The sequence below is a fragment of the Candidatus Methylopumilus turicensis genome (genome assembly GCF_000953015.1).
GTDB lineage: Bacteria > Pseudomonadota > Gammaproteobacteria > Burkholderiales > Methylophilaceae > Methylopumilus_A > Methylopumilus_A turicensis.
Map to the genome: position 1 here is coordinate 1,121,811 of NZ_LN794158.1, position 19,192 is coordinate 1,141,002.

Sequence of the window (19,192 nt, forward strand, 5' to 3'; positions counted from 1 at the left end):
ATTTATCGCCCAAACTGCTGCAAGAAGCGCAAATCGTTATTAAAGAAATGGCGTAGATCATTCACGCCGTAGCGGAGCATGGTCAAACGCTCAATACCAAGCCCAAATGCAAATCCACGGTATTTTTCAGCATCAATGCCCACGTGTTTAAACACTTCTGGATGCACCATGCCGCAACCACCAATCTCCAGCCAACCCCCATTCCAGCTCATATCCATCTCAGCAGACGGCTCAGTGAACGGGAAAAATGATGGGCGGAATCGCACTTGTAAATCATCCCGCTCAAAGAAGCGTTGCAAGAAGTCTTGCACCACGCCTTTTAAATTCGCAAAGCTAATATTTTGATCCACCCACAAGCCTTCCACTTGATGGAACATCGGCGAATGGGTTGCATCTGAATCCACACGATAAACGCGGCCTGGCGCAATAATCTTAAGTGGCATGTCTGTCTTATTTTTCATTGCATCTTGCATGTAATGCACTTGCACAGGGGAAGTGTGGGTACGAAGCACATAATCTAAACTACCATCCGCCGCATCCACATAGAATGTGTCGTGCATGGCACGTGCAGGATGATTATCAGGGATATTAAGCGCGGTAAAGTTATAAAAGTCCGATTCGATTTCAGGGCCTTCGGCCACATCAAAACCAATCGAATGAAAGAGAGATTCCACACGCGCAAGGGTTAAAGACACTGGATGCAAACCGCCCTTGCCCTGCCCGCGTGCTGGCAAAGTCACATCTAATGATTCACCGGCCAGTTGTTTTTCTTGTTCAGCCAGTAAGATCGCATCGCGACGAACTTTTAGTGCAGCCTCAACCGCTTGCTTCACCACGTTAATCGCTGCGCCAGCCGCTGGACGCTCCTCGTTGCTTAACTTGCCTAAGCCCTTCATGGCTTCGGTCAATGCGCCAGACTTACCTAAATATTTAGCCTTGGCTTGTTCTAAATCGTTGATATTGGCACAGGCGGCAAAGTCACGCTCGGCTTCTGGAATCAAGGACGATAATGAAGTATTCGTATTTTGCATAAGGTGAGACCAATGTTGATTAAGTGATCTTTGAAGACATCTATTTTTAAGACATCTTTTGCCACACTAAATGGCAACGATTAAATAAAAAAAGGAGGCCAGAAGCCTCCTTTTCATCCCTACACTAACTAAGCTGCGAGGCCAGCTTTTGCTAATTCTACGAATTGTGCAAAGGCTGGTTTATCAAACACTGCTAAGTCAGCTAATACTTTACGATCCACTTCAATCGCGGCTTTCTTCAAACCATTCATGAAACGGCTATAAGTCAAACCACATTCACGTGAACCAGCGTTAATACGCGCGATCCACAATGTACGGAATTGACGTTTCTTTTGACGACGGTCACGATAAGCGTATTGACCAGCCTTCATTACCGCTTGCTTGGCAACACGGTATACGTTTTTACGACGACCGCGGTAACCCTTGGCAGCGTTTAAAACTTTTTTGTGACGAGCGCGAGCTGTGACACCACGTTTGACTCTAGGCATAATCTATCTCCTTATTGTGTTGGCATCATTGCGCGGACGCGCTTGACATCAGTTGGGGAAACGATCGCCGTGCCGCGTAGTTTACGCTTTTGCTTGGTGGTCTTCTTAGTCAGGATATGACGAAGGTGCGAATGGGTACGCTTTACCTTGCCATTACCTAAGAACTTAAAGCGCTTTTTAGCGCCGCTCTTGGTCTTCATTTTTGGCATTTTTTTCTCCTAAAGGAACATTAAAAAGAGCGTTCGGGCATGCCTTTGGCCACGACGCTACAACTTGGTACTACTTCTTTAAAACCCACTTCAGTGGGTTTGTATTCTTTAACAACATTAAATCAGCTAAAACTATTTAGCCTTTTTGGTCGGTGATAACACCATGACCATTTGGCGGCCTTCCATCTTAGGGAACTGCTCAACCACTGCATATTCTTTTAAGTCAGCTTCAACACGCTTCAACAAAGCCAAACCGAGTTCTTGATGCGTGATTTCACGCCCTCTAAAACGCAAAGTAATCTTTGCTTTATCGCCGTCTTGAATGAACTTAATAATGTTCCGCACCTTGATGTTGTAATCACCATCATCAGTACCTGGGCGGAACTTAATTTCTTTAACCTGAACCTGCTTTTGCTTAAGACGAGCTTCGTGCTGACGTTTGCTTTCGGCATATTTAAACTTACCGTAATCCATCAAACGACACACTGGCGGGGATGCTTGTGGCGCGATTTCGACCAAGTCGATGTCAATCTCTTCAGCTTTAGCTAACGCTTCACTAAGACTAACAATGCCGAGTGGTTCATTATCCACGCCTACCAATCGAATCTCTTGTGCAGTAATGTCACCGTTGATTCTTACTTCTTTGTCTTGAGCTATCGCAAATTCTCCAAAATTTTCGCGCTCTATTGAGCGTCTTTATAAAAACAAGTGTAAAAAATTAAGCCGCGCTACCTTTAGCTTTAACCTCACCTTGCAAGCGTTCTATAAACGCTTGCACTGGCATAGAACCTAGGTCTTCGCCTTTTCTGGTACGCACGGCCACTTGTCCGCTTTGCATTTCTCGCTCACCTGCCACTAGCAAGTAAGGCAATTTCTGCAAGCTATGTTCGCGTATTTTATAGGTAATCTTCTCATTTCTCAAGTCCGACGCAACTCTAAAGCCATTTTTCTTCAACTCTGCAACAACTTGCGTGACATATTCGGCTTGCGCATCAGAAATATTGAGTACCATTGCTTGCACTGGCGCAAGCCAAACTGGCATCGCACCGGCATAGTTTTCAATCAAGATACCGATGAAACGCTCCATTGAGCCCACAATAGCGCGGTGCAACATCACAGGATGTTTACGTGAGTTATCTTCCGCCACATATTCAGCACCTAGACGTACTGGCAAATTGAAGTCCAATTGGATAGTACCGACCTGCCATAGGCGGCCAAGACTATCTTTTAAGGTAAATTCAATTTTCGGGCCGTAGAAAGCGCCCTCACCTGGTTGTAAATCAAATGCCAAGTTGTTTTGGGTTAAGGCAGCAGCCAAGGCTTGTTCTGCTTGATCCCAAGTTTGACCAGAACCCACACGCTTTTCAGGGCGAGTTGATAATTTAACCAACACATCACTAAAACCGAAATCGCCATACACTTTGTAAAGCATTTGAATAAAGGTCGCGACCTCTTCTTCAATTTGGCTTTCCATACAGAAAATATGCGCATCATCTTGGGTAAAGCCTCGCACGCGCATCAAGCCATGTAATGAACCTGACGGCTCGTTGCGATGACATGAACCAAACTCAGCCAAACGCAAAGGCAAATCACGGTAGCTATGCAAGCCGCTATTAAAGATTTGTACATGGCCAGGGCAATTCATTGGCTTGACCGCATAATCGCGGTTTTCAGAATGCGTCGTGAACATATTGTCGCGGTAGTTTTCCCAATGGCCAGATTTTTCCCAAAGCGTTCTATCCATAATCGTTGGTGTTCGTACTTCTTGATAATCGTACTCCACAAACTTTGCACGCATGTATTGCTCAATTTCTTGCCAAAGCGACCAGCCACGCGGATGCCAGAACACCATCCCAGGACCATCTTCTTGCATATGGAAGTAATCAAGCTGCTTACCTAATTTACGATGGTCGCGCTTTTCTGCTTCTTCCAATTGGAATAAGTAAGCATCCAAATCTTCTTTTTTCGCCCATGCGGTACCGTACACGCGTTGCAACATTTCATTGTTTGAATCACCACGCCAATAAGCACCAGCAAGCTTCATTAACTTAAATGCTTTTAGTTTTCCAGTTGATGGCACATGCGGGCCACGGCATAGGTCAGTAAAGCTACCTTCTGTATAAAGCGACACATCTTGGTCAGCAGGAATGGACTCGATAATTTCTGCTTTGTAATGCTCGTTAATCGATTTGAAATACGCCACTGCTTCATCACGTGGCAATACTTTACGAGTGACTGGCTCATCTTTTTTAGCCAACTCAGCCATTTTCTTTTCGATGGTGATTAAGTCTTCTGGCGTGAATGAGCGCTTATAAGAAAAGTCATAATAGAAACCATTATCAATCACAGGACCAATGGTCACTTGCGCATCAGGAAACAACTCTTTTACCGCGTAAGCCAATAAGTGGGCAGCTGAATGGCGGATAACATAAACACCTTCAGCATCACGCTCTGTGATGATGGCTAACTCTGCATTCTCTTCAATCAAAAATGAAGTGTCGACCAAATTGCCATTTACCTTCCCAGCCAGGGCGGCACGCGCTAAACCAGCGCCAATGCTTGCAGCAACATCAGCAACCGTTACAGAGTTTTCAAAGCTACGCTCTGAGCCATCAGGCAATCGAATAATAGGCATATTTTTGGACCAATTAAGAATGAAAAAAGCCGTCAATCGGCTTTTTGAAATTAGGCGTGTATTTTGTCACAGATGACTAGACACGGCAAGGCGAGCCAAAGATATGGGCTGGATTAAGTCATAAGATAAACTTTTAAAAGTCACCCTCTTAGAAAATATTGCGCTAAGCCATGGGGCCTGTGGCTTAGACCATAATTGGGTTTGTTTTGGAGATTGCGGTGGTTTGAGCTAAAACAGGATCCTAAACATAACATTATTTTGATGTTAAGCCCTTGTCAGGCCTTGAAATTTTATCGAGAAACCCTATTTAATTGACAAGACCAATCTTTTATAGACAAGGAACCCCGATGGCTAGCATCGCACAAACCAAAGCCAACCAAAGAAATGCCAAAAAATCGACCGGCCCCAAGACCCCCGCAGGTAAAGCGAGAGTAAGTCAAAACGCATTAACCCACGGCATCTATGCCGCAATTCCGATATTGCCTGGAGAGGACCAAGACAAGCTCAGCCAACTGGCAGACAATATCAACCAAGCATTTGCGCCTAAGGACGCGATGGAGGTCAGTATCGTTGAGCGAATTATCATCGGCACCATCCGCCAGATTAGGCTCCGCGATGCGGAAGCTGCAAAACTTAGGATTTCGATGTCAGATCACGTCATCGCCGAGCGCATTAGTACAATCTATCAGCACCCTCTGATGGCTAGGAGCAAGTCCGAACACGTCTCTGATCAATCTGAGCAAAACTATCAGTTCTACTTGGCGGTGATCGATGAATATAAAAACTACATCTTGAAGTATCAACCAGTTACCCTGCTTAACATCCAAGAGAACGCACCACACATTTATGAGCTCATAACTGACAAGCCGACAGAATACGGTCTGAGCTGGGATGAGTTTGCAAATGATAAAACCAATATTTCGCGCGCACTTAAAGAAATTAATCAGGCCGCAGGAAGTTTCATTGCGACTAATGGCTATTACCATCAGGCTTACCAATTTAAGGCCGACATGAAGATTGCAAGTCGCATCCCCCAAGGCGATGACATGGCACTCATTAGTAAGTACCAAACTCAACTAGATACGGACGTTTACCGAGCCATGGATGCCCTCAGAAAATACCGACAAGACAAAGCTAAGATCATCGAGGGCGAGGTCATGGAATAGCACACTCATTGATGGTTTTGATGCTAAAATTCAGCGTATTAGTGAATTAATCTGCAATATGGTCAAATAACGTTTGTTGTTTACAAATATTGTAAACTTTTATTGAAGATTAGCTTGCTTAAATAGTTATTACTTGGAGCTTGTGTGCAGACAATAGCAGTGCTTAATCAAAAAGGGGGTGTAGGAAAAACAACAACTGCACTTAACTTAAGTGCATCAATTACTCGAAAAAACCTCTCAGCTACTCTGATTGATTTGGACTCACAGGGACACTTAACAAAGGTTTTTGAATCCTATCCAGAAGATGTTTCTAAGACCATCTTCGGATTTTATTCCGACAAGACTCCTCTTCAGAAGCTGTTGATTGATTGGCAGAATATTGGCAAATTTATTCCTTCACATCAAGAGTTGATAAAAGTTGAGACGAAGTATGGCAATGGGCCTGAGATATTATTTAAATTGGGAAATGGATTAAAAACCTTTAATGCGCATGCTCCGCAGGATTTTATTGTGCTTGACTGCCCAGCTAATACTGGTGTTCTTTGCTTAAGCGCTATTTTCGCCGCGGATTTAGTAATTATTCCTATTGCTTCAGACCATTTCTCTTTAGCGGGGGCCAAAAGGATAGAGTTTGTTCTTGGGGCGCTTGAGAGAGTTCTCAAAAGACGAGTCAGTAGATGCTACTTGACCACCAGATTCGACAAAAGAAGAAAAATCTCGTCAGAAACATATCAAGAGGCTCAACAAAAATTTGGGGACGAGCTTCTTGACACAATTATTTACGAAAATGTGGCACTGACAAACAGCGTTAAAAATCATCAGGATATTTTTACCTTTGACTCAAAATCTACTGGAGCCAAAAATTATGGTGAATTACTAGAGGAATTAATCCAAAATAAATGGCTGGAAGTTACTGAGAAATTAAGTCTATAATTTTGTCAAAAGATATATTTTCTTTCTGTGAACTTTCCATTAATTGACAATCTAGTATCTCATACCTTAAATACATTTGAGCCAGTCGAAGCTCTGCTGATTTTTGATCAGTCGATAATATGTTTATGTTTTCTACAACGATTTTGTTATTCGTCTTAATCGTGAATTGGTATTTTTGCAAAAAAGCTTACCTCCTTAATCATTAATTGGTGTCAAAAACTACATATATTTTGGTCTTAGCCACTGAGCATCTATGTTTACTGGGCAGGTTAACTTGACCCCATCCAAATAACTCACCTTCGCTAGTCAATGGGGATGTCTATTAGTTTTAGTTTTAGTTTTAGTTTTAGTTTTAGTTTTAGAATTTGGCGATTTTCTTTGAGTATTTAATCTTGCATTCCTTAAAAATTCATTAGTATTAAAATTATCTAAATGAGTGAGTGTTAATACGACTTTGTCGTTATTGGTTATTAACAACTCATTATCACGCAATATAAACGAGTTTGCCAAAAACAAATCTACCTCCATTTTATTTCCACATTCATTTGAACCTGTAGATGAAACTAACAGGGTTTTGATAAAAATTTGATTCGCAACGTCTAAAACAAATTTGCCTTTAAAGTATTTACATCCGTCAAACCCATAATATCTATCGTCCGTATCAAAATATAAAATGCCTTCCACCATATTATTTTTTGCAATTTCGTGAGACTTTACTTTCCATGCACTTTTGAGTAAAGAATGTACTTTTTGGACATTGGCATTGCTTTCAGGAACAGGAGTTTTAATGAGCGCTCCCTTTGCTACTTTCTCTGGTAATTGATCAGGGTCTTTAGATTCCTTGTGGGAGGTGCTATTTTGCGATGCAGACGTGTTTTGGTTGGAGTCTTGTTTTGGAGCTAATGGCTCATGACTCAGTAATGGCTCATGACTTATGGGTTTAGATACTGAAAGGTCTTCGGCTTTTGGTGATTCTGTAGGCTTGTCGCTGATAACACTTTTGCCAGCAGCAGCACCAACCGCAACAACCAAAACAGGCACACAAGCTGAAAGGAGAAATGTGAGTCCTAGAAGTAACAGGATTAGATTTGTTTTTGAGTTTTGGACCATATGCCATCCTTAAATTTAACTTTTAGATTATTACTAATCAACAACCTATGAAAGGAGCCAGTTAAAATAATTAATTAATGAAACTCAACTTATATTGATAATATTGCATTGTCAATTTATTTATTACATCTAAATTATGTTCAGCTGAATTACAAGGATACTCGAATGATTCGCTTGCATTAATTTTTGATCATAGAATAATTGGTTCATTTAAATTGGTATATGTATATTTAAAAAGCTTAGTGTGTTCACCCTTACTCTCATATATTGTGTAGTCCAACCCATCGGCTTCGGGATCAAAAATTCGAAAACTGTTATTTTTTAACATGGGGGCAACGGCAAGGGTGTAAGCAATTGGTCCTGATACACGGAGAACCCCTATTTTTCCAACTCCGAATATTTCTTTTGTATAGTGATCAATATTAAACAGCACACTATTAATAACCTTCAATAAAAAGGGGTGGTTTGGAATTGCCGCAATATACCAATTGTGAAATTCACCCCCTGGAATCTTGATAAGCTCCTCATATATACCCCACCCTTCAAACTTAAAACCTAATTGATTTCTCCATTGTGAAATTAAAAAAGTATCATCGGGTTTTATTATCTGATTTAAAGGTCTTGAAGCCGTTGATTTAATATCTAAATAAAGGCCACCTTCCTTGTACATGACTAAATATCTAAAAAGATCAGCCATCACAACGTTGTACTTAGGATTAATTTTTTGTACACGCTTAAGCATGGCATCACCATAATTTGCCTTGATGAAGTCAAGGATTGCTGCGTCGTCGTAAAATTTATACTCCCAATCAGGATTTGCAATTTTCAACTTATCAATACTGTTGATAAGTTCTGCAGGCAGTGATTCTTTGTTGTAATAAGTTTGGTGGATAATTTTAGGTATTTTAATCATCTATTTAGGCTACTTAGTCGCATTATAAAATATACTGGATTTAATTTACCTGTACGTGAAAATCCAAAGATTAAATTCAAACCGTTCAATTAAGAATAAAGATGCTTAAGTCAATGACCAATAAATAACTGCAAGATCCTCTTATTCATCCAAGTTTGATAAAATCAACTAAGAAATTGGCAAACAAATCAAATCTATTCCAAAACACTTATAATACTCTCTAGCAATCCTATTTAACATTAGAAATGGCGATCGGATTTATGCCTCGACTAAAAGCAAAGAGGTTATGTTCATTGACTTGCTTGGCGACAGAAAATTCCTATTGGAATCTTGGGCTTCGTGATTAACCTTTTTTAATGATTTTTGATTGTTTTATTATGCCTCGTGGAAACAAAGCAAGTCGTCAATCAAATTAAATTCAAAAAATATATTTTAATAGAAGCATTATCAATTAGAGAATACTTTAAATGCTTAAAATTATAAGTCATCAATTTATAAGGGACTATCTTCCCCAAAGTTTTCTGCCCACCACAAAGATCCTATTATGTTATTCGCCTAGTTCAATAAATCCTGAAAAAATAGAATTTTTTATTACCAACTTTTTTGAGTTATTCGAAAAAGAGAAAAAAGTAAAATCACTATCAAAGATTCAAGGTGTTTACAAAACTTTCAATCCCGACGATATGAAAGTATTCAAAATGATTTGCCTTATCTTAGAGTTATCTGCAGAAGCATGCGGAATGCCAAAAGTTAACTCAAGATTTACTCAGCAAAAAGAAAATGACGATAAAATTCTTTTCCAGTTATTTTGTGAAGAGCCTGATCAAAATCGTTCTTACATCTTTCTACTCATTCAAGAACTAGTGAATGTTTTTAATCGATGTATACAAGTTGACTATCAAAGCTTGGTTGATTTATCTGTATTTCGAAACTTACTAAAAGGAATCAAATCAATTGCGCCACAGGGTGTCAACACAATTAGATTTATCCAGTCCGCGAGAGACTTAAACATTCCCTGCAGAAAGCTTGCCAATAACACTTACCAGTTTGGATGGGGAAGAAAATCAAAATGGTTTGATAGTTCTTTCACAGATAAAACGCCCACCGTCTCCGCTAATTTAGTTAAAAATAAAATAGCCTGTAATCTTTTTTTAAGAAACTTGGGCTTCCCAGTGCCAAGAAGCAGCATGATTAAATCACTCAAAGATGCTACAAGAATCGCCAATTTATTTTCATATCCTGTCGTAATCAAACCAACCAATCTTGATCAGGGCATAGGCGTCTATTGTGATTTGAAAACAGTAAGCGAGATTGAAGATGCCTTCAAAAAAGTTAGTAAAATATCCTCTCAAATCATGATTGAAGAACATATTGGCGGGAAGGACTATAGACTACAAGTATGTGAGGACGTGGTTTATTGGGCGATTGAACGGAAAGGGCCAGCAGTAATTGGTGATGGCAAAAAGAGTATTCAAGAATTAATTGCTATTTTTAATGATTTACGTTCCTTTGAGAATAAAACATCAGAAATTGAATGGCCTCTTATTTCGCTTAATCAGGATATTAAAGATTATTTGCGCATTAATGACTACAAACTCGAAGATATTCCATCAAAAGGAAAGGAAGTCAAATTACGAGCTGCAAATAATATTAGTGGCGGTGGCACGATGTTTCCCGTCCTAAATATTGCTCATCAGGATAACTTAAACCTAGCCATCGATGCGGCAAAATGTCTTCGTCTTGATATAGCGGGCATTGATCTGATTATTCCAGACATTTCAATATCTTGGAAAGAACAAAAGGCTGCGATTTGTGAAGTCAATGCAATGCCACAAATTTCTGCTGGTCATCATCAATATATCTTAAAAAAAACAATGCCGGAAAATGGCCGTATACCCACCATACTATTCATAGGTAATTTTATTGATACCCCGCGATACCAATCACTAGTTAGCCTTGCAACTTCAAAGAAGCTAAACATTGGAACAGCAACTTCAAATGAGGTAAGGTTTAACAGCAAAAAAATTACAACAACTGAGAGTCTTCTTCAGTCAAGCAACCGCCTAGTCAGCGACCCTACGGTAGATGCTATCTTTATGCATATGAATTCAAACGATCAATTCAACCTATCTTTTCCTGTTGACAAATTTGATGCTATAGTGATTGTCGATAAATTTGAAGATGAGTCAAAAATTAGAAAAAATATTAGATGGTTTGAAAATTTAACATTGTTTTCTAATCGTATTTTAAGCCTAAAAGAAGAAGCTTTTCAAATTGCTACTGTTCTAAATCAATCAAAATGTAAAATCGAAGAAATTACAACAGAAAAGCTAAACACTTTTATAGAAGAGCTACTAGATAACTATGTCAATCACACATTTAACCGCTGAGGAAATTAACAATCTCTCCTCCGATTATATTTCAGAGGGAATAAAAATTGAGCGCTGGTCAATTAAAAATATGTGTATTTCCAATGAGGGCGCCCATTTAGAATTGATGATTAATAAGGCCTCAATCTCAGACTCAGACCCCAATGGGTTTCATTTATCATTCTTAACTGCAATGGAAATGCTGGCACAAATGATGGTAATTTACTTGCACAAAAAAGCGGGGCTAACAACCAAATGTCGTGAGATTTGGGTGTCAAGTATCAACTCTGATTTCAAGAAACCTATTCGTGCCATGGACAACATTCTGATCGACATGGTTCAAATAAAACTTCAAAAAAAAGCCTCTAGTTTGGTGTGTGATGTGGATTGCAAAATTAGCGATTCACTTGGTGGACATTTTCAATCCAAGGGTCGAGTATGGTTAGTTTAACTCAAGAGCTACTTTATAGTTTTGATGAATTGAATAAAAAATTAATTGCCGACCCTTATCCATTTTATGATGAGTTGTTATGCCATGATGGACCAATTTATGCAATTGATGAAAAAAATCCTGACCAAAAAACACTACTACTTACTCGCTATGATGATGTGTTGAAAGTGTTGAGCCTGGCCAAAGAAATTTCAAATGATAAAAATTATTTAACGCCTGAAAAACCAAGAAATTATGGTGACTCATTTATCCTCAACACTGACGGAGTAGAGCACGCCACCTTAAGGAAAATTTTTGTAAGTTTTTTTTGCAAGAGCAGGTTAGAAAATGTCCGGATATTCCTTAACAAATATTTGCCCTCATTGATCCAATCTCTTGAAATACACGATGAAATTGATTTGAATAAGCATGTTGCAGAAAGTATACCATTGGCCGTCATGGGGCATTTAATGGGAATTGATAACATGGCTGACCTTCGAAATCTTAGAGTCTGGACGTTGGAACTCATGTCGCTAGCGGACGAGTTTACCAACCAATCAGACTTTGCAATTCAGGCAGAAAAAAACCAAGCGGCAAAATCAATGTCGGACTTCTGTAAAAGTTTAATTCTACAAAAATCAAATAACACATCTGATGATTTAGTAAGCTTTATCGTGGATGAATGTTCAAAACAAAAAATCGATGAAAAGAAAATACTTGAAAATGTCATTTTCATGATGATTGCAAGTCACGACACGAGTGTCAACATGATAGCAAACGGGCTTTTTTTGTTGCTAAGTCACCCTAAAGAACTTCATAAACTAGCATTGAACCCTGAATTGGCTGATGATGCTACAGAAGAAATTTTAAGATTTGAAAGTCCCTTACAAAGAGCGACTTATCGAGTGACGAAGAGTGAGATCAACCTAGACTACTTTAAAATACCTTCCGATACCAAAGTCATGTTATTTCTTGGCGCTGCCAATAGAGATCCTCGTCATTTTGAAAGTCCTGATGAGTTTATTATTTCAAAGAAAAAAACTCCAAATCTTACTTTCGGCCACGGGATTCATAACTGTATTGGAAAAGCATTAGCAAGACTGGAGGGTGCGTTAGCATTCCCAGCATTAACCCCTTATTTAATTAATGTAAAACTAAAAAGTGCTAAGCCAACATGGAGAAATAATACTTTATTTAGAATTCCAGAAACATTAATAGTTACCAAAAGGTAATAGAACTTTTTAGTGTAAAGCTAAAATCTAAGATGAATGATCTTGAATATATAAGGATTTTTTGGGATAAATTATGGAGCCAAGATGAAATAAAAGCACCTTGGGCAAATAGAGACATACCGAATGAACTAACACAACATTTAGAAAAACCACTACAGAATGAAGTTAAAAATTCCGTAGATATTGGCTGCGGTCTTGGTGAAATAGCCTTGTGGGTAGAAAAGATGGGTTACAACTCTTATGGATTTGATATATCGCCATCAGCCATTATAAAAGCACTGGATAATTTACCATCAGATTCAAAAGTTAACTTTTTTGTGCATGATGTTACTTCACAACCACTCCAACAAAAATTTGACTGTTTAATCGATCGTGGTTGTTTTCATTGTATTCCCCAAAACCTTCAAAAGAACTATGCAGAAAATATTGCGGGGTCTTCAACACCAACAGCAGTTTATTTTCTTTTTATAAAAGCATTTAGAGGAGACTTGAAAATGACCCCTAATGACAAATCTAAATATTGGATTAGCCATATTCGAAATACTTTTGGTCAGCATTTCACTCTTTCTAAAGTAAGCGTTTGTGATCTGTCTCCTCGTGGGAAAGAAAAAACTTTGCCCGGCTTATTCTTTAAATTGACAAGAACCCATAAATATTGAGCAATTTTCAAACTGTTTTGATGATTTTTCAAATAGCTTTTAAATGAAACCAAGTAAAATCTATAACAAAAATTTAGTTAATGATGCATAAGAATGAAAACACTATACCTCCATTTCGGCACCCACAAAACTGGATCTACATCCATACAAAACTTTTTGTATGGATGTAGAGAAGAACTCCAAAAAATAGGTTTTTATTATCCTACCGAAGGATCCTATTTTTATAGTGGTGAATCATCTCAATCTTTATTTGCACACTCTCTTATTGACGCGCGTCCAAAGTATATTAGTAAAAACGTTAGTTGGGATAAAGCATCCTGCATCTCCGACCTTAAAAGAGATCTAGAAAATTCCAAAAGTCCAAACACAATCATTTCATCTGAACACTTTAGCAGTATTAAAACCCAGGATTCCTTGGTAGAGATCAAGGATATTTTTACCAATTATTTTGAAAATATCAAAATAATTATCTATCTTCGTAGGCAGGATCATTTTTTTGAGTCTAGATATAATCAGCAAGTAAAAGCGGGCCTGATTACAGCTACTTTTGAAGAGGTATTGAAAGATTTTTTGGGCAATTATAATTACAATGACTACATTGAAATGCTATCAAATGTATTTGGAAAAGCTAACATCATCATTAGGCCATTTGAAAAGTCTCAATTACACATGCAAAATGTTGTTCATGACTTCTTTAAAATTTTACATCTGAACATAGATGGTAATATCCAAGACGATATCAATAAATCCATCCCTACAGAAATGTCTGAAGTCATTCGTCTATTTAATAATAACTTTGACAACCATTCACAACGTCAAAGGTTTTACAAATTTATAAAGACGTCCTCAATTGATTTTGACAAGACTCTATATACAATCTTATCACCGAGATTAAGAAAAGAAATATTAGACTTTCACAGGGAAGGAAATTATCAGGTAGCTAAAAACTACCTGGGAAGAGAGAATGGTTTGTTATTTTATGAGCCCGAAGTTTCCTCAAAGCCTCTTTATCCAGGGATAGCGACAGAAAGATTCGCAGAAATTTCAGCTGAAATATTTTTGCTGCAATATCAGATTTATCAAAAAATTAAAGGGAATTAATTGCGCAAATGTCCCCTGTTACTTCTCAAATCCAACTTGTGAGTCCATTTTTTTAATGACAGTTTATGTCAGGGTCACTCCCAAGTATCGCCAGACCTTTGTAACCATCGATCTATTGTAGATGGCTCTTGAATATCCCTCACGCCACCTGACAGATTGATGACTATGTTTTGCGACTTAATACTAGGGTCTTTTAGGGCAAGCTTATATATTGCAGCCACCGCAGTGGCAGCAGCATGACATATGGTAATCCCCTCATCCTCAAGGACCATTCTTTTTGCAAAAATAATTTCTTGATTGGATACTGAAAGCATCAAACCACCACTCTCTTTTACAATCTTTCTCACGTGAGGATAGGCTCGAGTTGGGTTACCTCTCAAAATTGCTTCAGCTATCCCCACAGGGTTCTTCTCTATATGAGAAGGTTGGATATTTTCAGCGTCTTCTTCCCAAGCCTTCACCATAGGACTACAACTTAATTGCTGGGCGCATAACAATTTAGGCATAGTGTTAATCAAACCAATTGATAGGGCCTCCTTAGCAGCTTTATGAACGCCATAAACACCCATAGCACTTGATACCGCCTGAACATACCAATCTACTTTCTTGGGTAATTGATCAATAATTTCAAAAAAAATTGTTTTCAATCCCTCACGGCGGCCAAGATTAAAAAAACCACCTTCACTGGTTAACCCTGACTTTTCTGCAAAGACATTGACATACTCGCTGGCCTCGACAAAATTTGCGTCACGTAAGCCATAATGCGTTATTTGCTTGGTGAATGAATAGTTTACTCTTGGAGCAAAATCTTCAGCAGTCAATAGGGACATTTTCAAGGTTGGAAAGCGACTGATTGCTTGTGCATAAGCAGTCGAGCTATTGCCAGTAGATGATGTACAAAAGTGAGTGACCCCAGACTCAAAAAGATAAGGTAAAGAGACATAAGCCATCCTATCTTTGGTGCTCTTAGATTGATTAACGGTCTCATCTTTTAAGTATAAATTATCTAAGCCAAATCTTTGGCCTAGGTTAAAAGCCTTAACTAAGGGTGTCATCTCGGCGTTAGGAAGCAGGCTTTCATCAAAAATCGGCAATAAATCTGAATAGCGTTCATAAGGGTTTGAACTCTTTCGAATACGCACTTGATTGATGGGATAAGAAACATCAATCATTCCACGACAAGCGGGGCATGAGGTGTGATGTCCATTTTTCATTTGGAAGCCACATCCAAGACATTGAATTAAAAACTTTGAGAGTTCCATCATGCCCTTAATAGCGTCCGAGGGGAAAACTTTTCGAGATTAGTTGGAACATCTTTATTCATCATCAAATCTGTCAGTATCCTACCCATAGTGAGACATAACAATACGCCCTTGCTGCCGCCACCGTTAATTACCCAGCCATTATCGTATGAGGGGGCTCTTCCCATTACAGGCAGCTCATTTTCAGAAACAGGCCTTGCAGCAGAGGAATGTCCAATGACCCGAAAAGATTTCCATCCCGGTAAAAAATCACGCACACTCCTGAGTAATTCCTGTTTAGTGCTTAAGGTGCAAGGCCCTAAAATTCCAGACTCTCTTCTTGTTCCCCCAATCCAATAGTGATGGTCGTCGTGCTGGTAGACAGCTTTTATTCCATGACTTATATCTGCCTTCAAGGGATCGCCTAATGATTGCACTAAAAGTAAATCGCCAATGACAGGCCTAATCGATAAATCATAGCCTGGATGCCAACCATCAACTGGGTGGTTTTCCCATGCACCTTTAGCCATGCATAGTCCTGAAACCGAGACCTTAAGACCATTAACAAGAATAGCAGTGACAATTTTATTCCTAGTAAACACCTCTTGTAAGGTACCAGTAAGAATTTCTGCCCCCAACTTTCTTGATGAGGATAAAAGCGCAAGTCTAAACCTCTCAGAGTCTAGGCGCATATTACCTTTGGTGAAGAGTGCCCCCTCGAAGTTGGGACTAATTCGATCATCAAAGTTTGATAACTCGTTCATGTCCATTATCGAAGCAGAAAAATTTGGCAATTGATTATAAAAATCAAGACTTTTTTCTAGCGCAATCAACTCAACTTTATTGTTAGCAAGAAAAATTCGCTCTACCACCTTATGATGAAAATCGATACCAGACAAGTCTTTGATTATTCCATGATGCATAAGATGTTGGTTAAAGGCATCCATATAAAAATCTTGCATGACGCCAGGGAAACCAGGGCCGTGGAGAGGATTAACTCCACCGGGATTCCAGCCTGATGCTCGGCCAACTCGTTCATCGTCAATAAGCAGGACTTTTTTGCCAGCACTTGCTAAATGATAGGCTAATGCTGCGCCCATTAGGCCGCCACCTATAATTGAATAAGGCATATCAGTCATTTTTGGCTTTAAACTTGATGTTAAAAGTTCTGAGTAGGTTTTCTTGATTAATTTTTTTTAGAATTTCCTTACGATCAACCTTCATCAAACCTGATAACTGAACTGGGAATAGGGGCAAAATATGAAAGTTAACCTTAGAAAAGAAATCCCCAAATTGCCTCGCTATCCCAGTTAACAATTCATCACTAGGGGAAGTGCTAGCTTCAACCACAATCGTCATAGATGGCAGGCCAGACTCATCTTGAAGAGAGAATACACAGACATTATTGACACCCAATGAACGATTTAACATAGCCTCTATCGGTTCTACCGCTTTCTTATCACCTCCCAAATTGATTACATTTTTCTCTCTTCCAATCACTCTAATTTTTCCATCAGCTCGCTTAATTGCGATATCGCCAGTATGAAAAAAACCCTGATGAAAGCTATCATGAGACGTCAATTCATCATTCATATAACTTTTTGGATCGCACTGTTCCAATTGTATTGAAAGAAATCCTTCTCGATTAATCTCAACCTCATTTAACTGTTCATCAAAAATTTTAATTGTTTTGCTTGGGATTGGACTAATCCAAACAGTATCCTCTTCCGTATGAATCTCATTTTGGAGGGCTACTCCGCATTCAGTTGCCGCATAATTAATAAAGATAGAGCAGCTAAGTTTTGATTTAATACTCATTGCCAAAGCTGAATCTAAAAACCCCCCCCCACAAAATATCTTTAAATCCTTCCTTAAGGTTTTTTGTGCGTCAGTAATCGTCAAAAAATCTCTTACCAACACCGGCGTAATGAAGGTGCGATCTGCATTTGAATGCCCTAAGCCATCAATAAAAGACGGCCTCTGACTAAATATACAAGTGACGCCCAAATAAAAGCATGCAAGCGGAACTTTGTTTCCAACAGCGGTGCCAGGGTGAAATGATCCAAAATAAAAGATACTTTCTGGGGTTATATGAAATTCACTTATTGCCCTGTCAATCAAGAGTTTAGTCTCAATACCTGGCCTAAGAACAGTCTTATAGTTTCCTGTTGAACCCGATGTGTACTCGATATGACCACCCCATCTAGAGTCGAGAACCAAATCATCTGGAACTTCAAAGTTGTTTAAATCGCTGCTTGAAAATTTAATTATCAAAGCATCAGGAACGATTTTATCTAACAACAAGATTAAATCATCCGTCAACCCTTCATGAAATAAAGCCACAACGTCAGACAATTTTAAATCTACAAGTAAATTTAAATCCGAGACCGTTACTGTCGAATAACCTTTTGAACGAAAGGCTAGTATTAGGACCCACTTCAAGGCCATAGACTTTACATTAATGATGACTATTCCCGTCTCACGATCAATATTTTGCGCATATGTCTCGGCAACACCTATCACTTTTTTATAAAGTTCCTGATAGGTTAAATGCCATAAATCATCTTGAAGGGCTAATTTATGAGGGTTAGTGTTTGCTAAAAATTGTAATTGTTGAATAATCATGAATAGGGGATCTTTGTTTGATTAGGCTAGATCAAGTTCCTTAAGGAGGTCATGTGGCGCGTGTTGACGCCAGATCTTATCGATAGCCTCCATCTCAGCAGCTGACAGCGCCTTCTTTACTTTATCTCTCGCCAGATTTGTATCCGCCTGAGAGTCTCGACCAAGAACTTCCTTTACTTGATCCATGTTAATTGGGGTCCCAAAAAATACGGATAGTTTATGAAGTACCGCCTCGGGTTTTTTGTTCAAATCTTCATAATCAAGAACCAAACAGTCGGAGTTTTTTAACAAAAAACGTAAACAATGAAGTGATCGAGTATAAATATCTAAGTTAGATTCAATCGTATTTCCGAATGCTCGCATTCGTGACATACACCAGCTATGAAAATCTCGCTTTAAAAAGATAGTTTTATGAGGGCCAGTAAAGCTAGAGAGAACAATCCCTGGCCCATTATTGACATGGCTACGCAACTTAATGAGTACGTTGGGTGCACCCATTTTTAAAAATGGCGACAGTTGAAAAAAGTTGGCCCATCTAAGCAGATGTCTCACTTGATCTGCTTTAGCATGACTTTTATCTTTAGGTGCAAAATAAAGCGCCGCTTGTGAATATATATCTGGCTCAGAGATTGAAGGAACCCCAATCTCCGCTATTAATTTTGACAACAACGTGGATCCGCAACGACCTGGAGAAAATAGCAACACTGCTGAAATATTGATATTAGGAGGGCTCTTGGCCAAAGACTCTAAGGGCGTATACAAAAAATATTGTGCATTCTTTCTAATATAATCGTATTGAAATGTCGCTTTTGAAGCTTCAACAGGATCTACGCCAACAGAATGAATTAATACATTACTTTTAAAATCGATACAATAAGGAATAAGGTTAAATCCCTGGGTATCTTTTACACCAATTGCCTTAAATTCCCCTTCAATGATATCCGCTGGGGTAACCAACTTATAACCTAGGTTAGGCTTAATCCTAGATTGAAGAAAAAGTAGATTTTTTTTCATTAAAACTCTTTTGGACGACGACTATAAAACTTGAAT

Annotated in this window: 18 protein-coding genes; 7 read left to right on the forward strand and 11 right to left on the reverse strand. The window is 38.8% G+C overall.

Annotated features, from left to right (window positions below):
• Window positions 1-2 precede the first annotated feature (2 nt).
• The 5 genes from pheS to thrS all read right to left on the reverse strand — a co-directional run bounded on the left by pheS (window position 3) and on the right by thrS (window position 4,363).
• The gene (pheS, locus tag BN1209_RS05715; protein ID WP_045751336.1) at window positions 3-1,031 is read right to left on the reverse strand and encodes a phenylalanine--tRNA ligase subunit alpha; all 1,029 of its coding nucleotides are present in this window, start codon (window positions 1,029-1,031) and stop codon (window positions 3-5) included.
• A 128-nt stretch (window positions 1,032-1,159) separates the two neighbouring features.
• A complete protein-coding gene (gene rplT, locus BN1209_RS05720) occupies window positions 1,160-1,519 on the reverse strand; it encodes a 50S ribosomal protein L20 (RefSeq protein ID WP_045751337.1) in 360 nt (119 codons plus the stop codon).
• Between the two features lie 11 nt (window positions 1,520-1,530).
• Window positions 1,531-1,728, reverse strand: coding sequence for a 50S ribosomal protein L35 (rpmI, locus tag BN1209_RS05725; protein WP_045751338.1), 198 nt, complete (start codon window positions 1,726-1,728; stop codon window positions 1,531-1,533).
• A 132-nt stretch (window positions 1,729-1,860) separates the two neighbouring features.
• Window positions 1,861-2,319, reverse strand: coding sequence for a translation initiation factor IF-3 (gene infC, locus BN1209_RS05730; RefSeq protein ID WP_478210065.1), 459 nt, complete (start codon window positions 2,317-2,319; stop codon window positions 1,861-1,863).
• 127 nt (window positions 2,320-2,446) lie between these two features.
• Complete coding sequence (thrS, locus tag BN1209_RS05735) at window positions 2,447-4,363, reverse strand: threonine--tRNA ligase (protein ID WP_045751998.1); 1,917 nt, start codon at window positions 4,361-4,363, stop codon at window positions 2,447-2,449.
• 347 nt (window positions 4,364-4,710) lie between these two features.
• Here thrS and BN1209_RS05740 point away from each other — a divergent pair, with 347 nt between their 5' ends.
• Window positions 4,711-5,529: a hypothetical protein gene (locus BN1209_RS05740; RefSeq protein WP_045751340.1), complete on the forward strand. Its 819-nt coding sequence runs from the start codon at window positions 4,711-4,713 to the stop codon at window positions 5,527-5,529.
• 144 nt (window positions 5,530-5,673) lie between these two features.
• The gene (locus tag BN1209_RS05745) at window positions 5,674-6,462 is read left to right on the forward strand and encodes a ParA family protein (protein WP_045751341.1); all 789 of its coding nucleotides are present in this window, start codon (window positions 5,674-5,676) and stop codon (window positions 6,460-6,462) included.
• Window positions 6,463-6,768: 306 nt separating this feature from the next.
• Here the strand turns inward: BN1209_RS05745 and BN1209_RS05755 are convergent, their stop codons facing one another.
• Together BN1209_RS05755 and BN1209_RS05760 are read right to left on the reverse strand one after the other, a co-directional pair.
• Window positions 6,769-7,572: an META domain-containing protein gene (locus BN1209_RS05755; protein ID WP_045751343.1), complete on the reverse strand. Its 804-nt coding sequence runs from the start codon at window positions 7,570-7,572 to the stop codon at window positions 6,769-6,771.
• Window positions 7,573-7,762: 190 nt separating this feature from the next.
• A complete protein-coding gene (locus tag BN1209_RS05760; RefSeq protein WP_052661104.1) occupies window positions 7,763-8,485 on the reverse strand; it encodes a glycosyltransferase family 32 protein in 723 nt (240 codons plus the stop codon).
• 467 nt (window positions 8,486-8,952) lie between these two features.
• On the opposite strand from BN1209_RS05760, the gene BN1209_RS05765 reads away from it, so the two are divergent.
• The 5 genes from BN1209_RS05765 to BN1209_RS05785 all read left to right on the forward strand — a co-directional run bounded on the left by BN1209_RS05765 (window position 8,953) and on the right by BN1209_RS05785 (window position 14,276).
• A complete protein-coding gene (locus BN1209_RS05765; protein WP_045751344.1) occupies window positions 8,953-10,875 on the forward strand; it encodes a hypothetical protein in 1,923 nt (640 codons plus the stop codon).
• Entirely contained in the window at window positions 10,850-11,305 is a 456-nt protein-coding gene (locus BN1209_RS05770) for a hypothetical protein (RefSeq protein ID WP_045751345.1), read from the forward strand. The genes BN1209_RS05765 and BN1209_RS05770 overlap by 26 nt, the downstream gene beginning before the upstream one ends.
• On the forward strand, window positions 11,293-12,516 hold the full coding sequence (locus tag BN1209_RS05775; RefSeq protein WP_045751346.1) for a cytochrome P450: 1,224 nt from the start codon (window positions 11,293-11,295) through the stop codon (window positions 12,514-12,516). The genes BN1209_RS05770 and BN1209_RS05775 overlap by 13 nt, the downstream gene beginning before the upstream one ends.
• Before the next feature lie 32 nt (window positions 12,517-12,548).
• The gene (locus BN1209_RS05780; protein WP_045751347.1) at window positions 12,549-13,175 is read left to right on the forward strand and encodes a class I SAM-dependent methyltransferase; all 627 of its coding nucleotides are present in this window, start codon (window positions 12,549-12,551) and stop codon (window positions 13,173-13,175) included.
• Window positions 13,176-13,268: 93 nt separating this feature from the next.
• Window positions 13,269-14,276: a hypothetical protein gene (locus tag BN1209_RS05785; RefSeq protein WP_045751348.1), complete on the forward strand. Its 1,008-nt coding sequence runs from the start codon at window positions 13,269-13,271 to the stop codon at window positions 14,274-14,276.
• 74 nt (window positions 14,277-14,350) lie between these two features.
• Here BN1209_RS05785 and BN1209_RS05790 read toward each other — a convergent pair whose 3' ends face one another.
• The 4 genes from BN1209_RS05790 to BN1209_RS05805 are packed head-to-tail and all read right to left on the reverse strand — an operon-like array spanning window position 14,351 to window position 19,156.
• A complete protein-coding gene (locus BN1209_RS05790) occupies window positions 14,351-15,490 on the reverse strand; it encodes a threonine synthase (protein ID WP_171816505.1) in 1,140 nt (379 codons plus the stop codon).
• Window positions 15,491-15,537: 47 nt separating this feature from the next.
• Window positions 15,538-16,656: an NAD(P)/FAD-dependent oxidoreductase gene (locus tag BN1209_RS05795; RefSeq protein WP_045751350.1), complete on the reverse strand. Its 1,119-nt coding sequence runs from the start codon at window positions 16,654-16,656 to the stop codon at window positions 15,538-15,540.
• Window positions 16,649-18,142 (reverse strand): AMP-binding protein, encoded by a 1,494-nt coding sequence (locus BN1209_RS05800; RefSeq protein ID WP_045751351.1) that lies wholly within the window; start codon window positions 18,140-18,142, stop codon window positions 16,649-16,651. The genes BN1209_RS05795 and BN1209_RS05800 overlap by 8 nt, the downstream gene beginning before the upstream one ends.
• Window positions 18,143-18,163: 21 nt before the next feature.
• Entirely contained in the window at window positions 18,164-19,156 is a 993-nt protein-coding gene (locus BN1209_RS05805) for a sulfotransferase domain-containing protein (protein ID WP_045751352.1), read from the reverse strand.
• Between the last annotated feature and the right edge of the window lie 36 nt (window positions 19,157-19,192).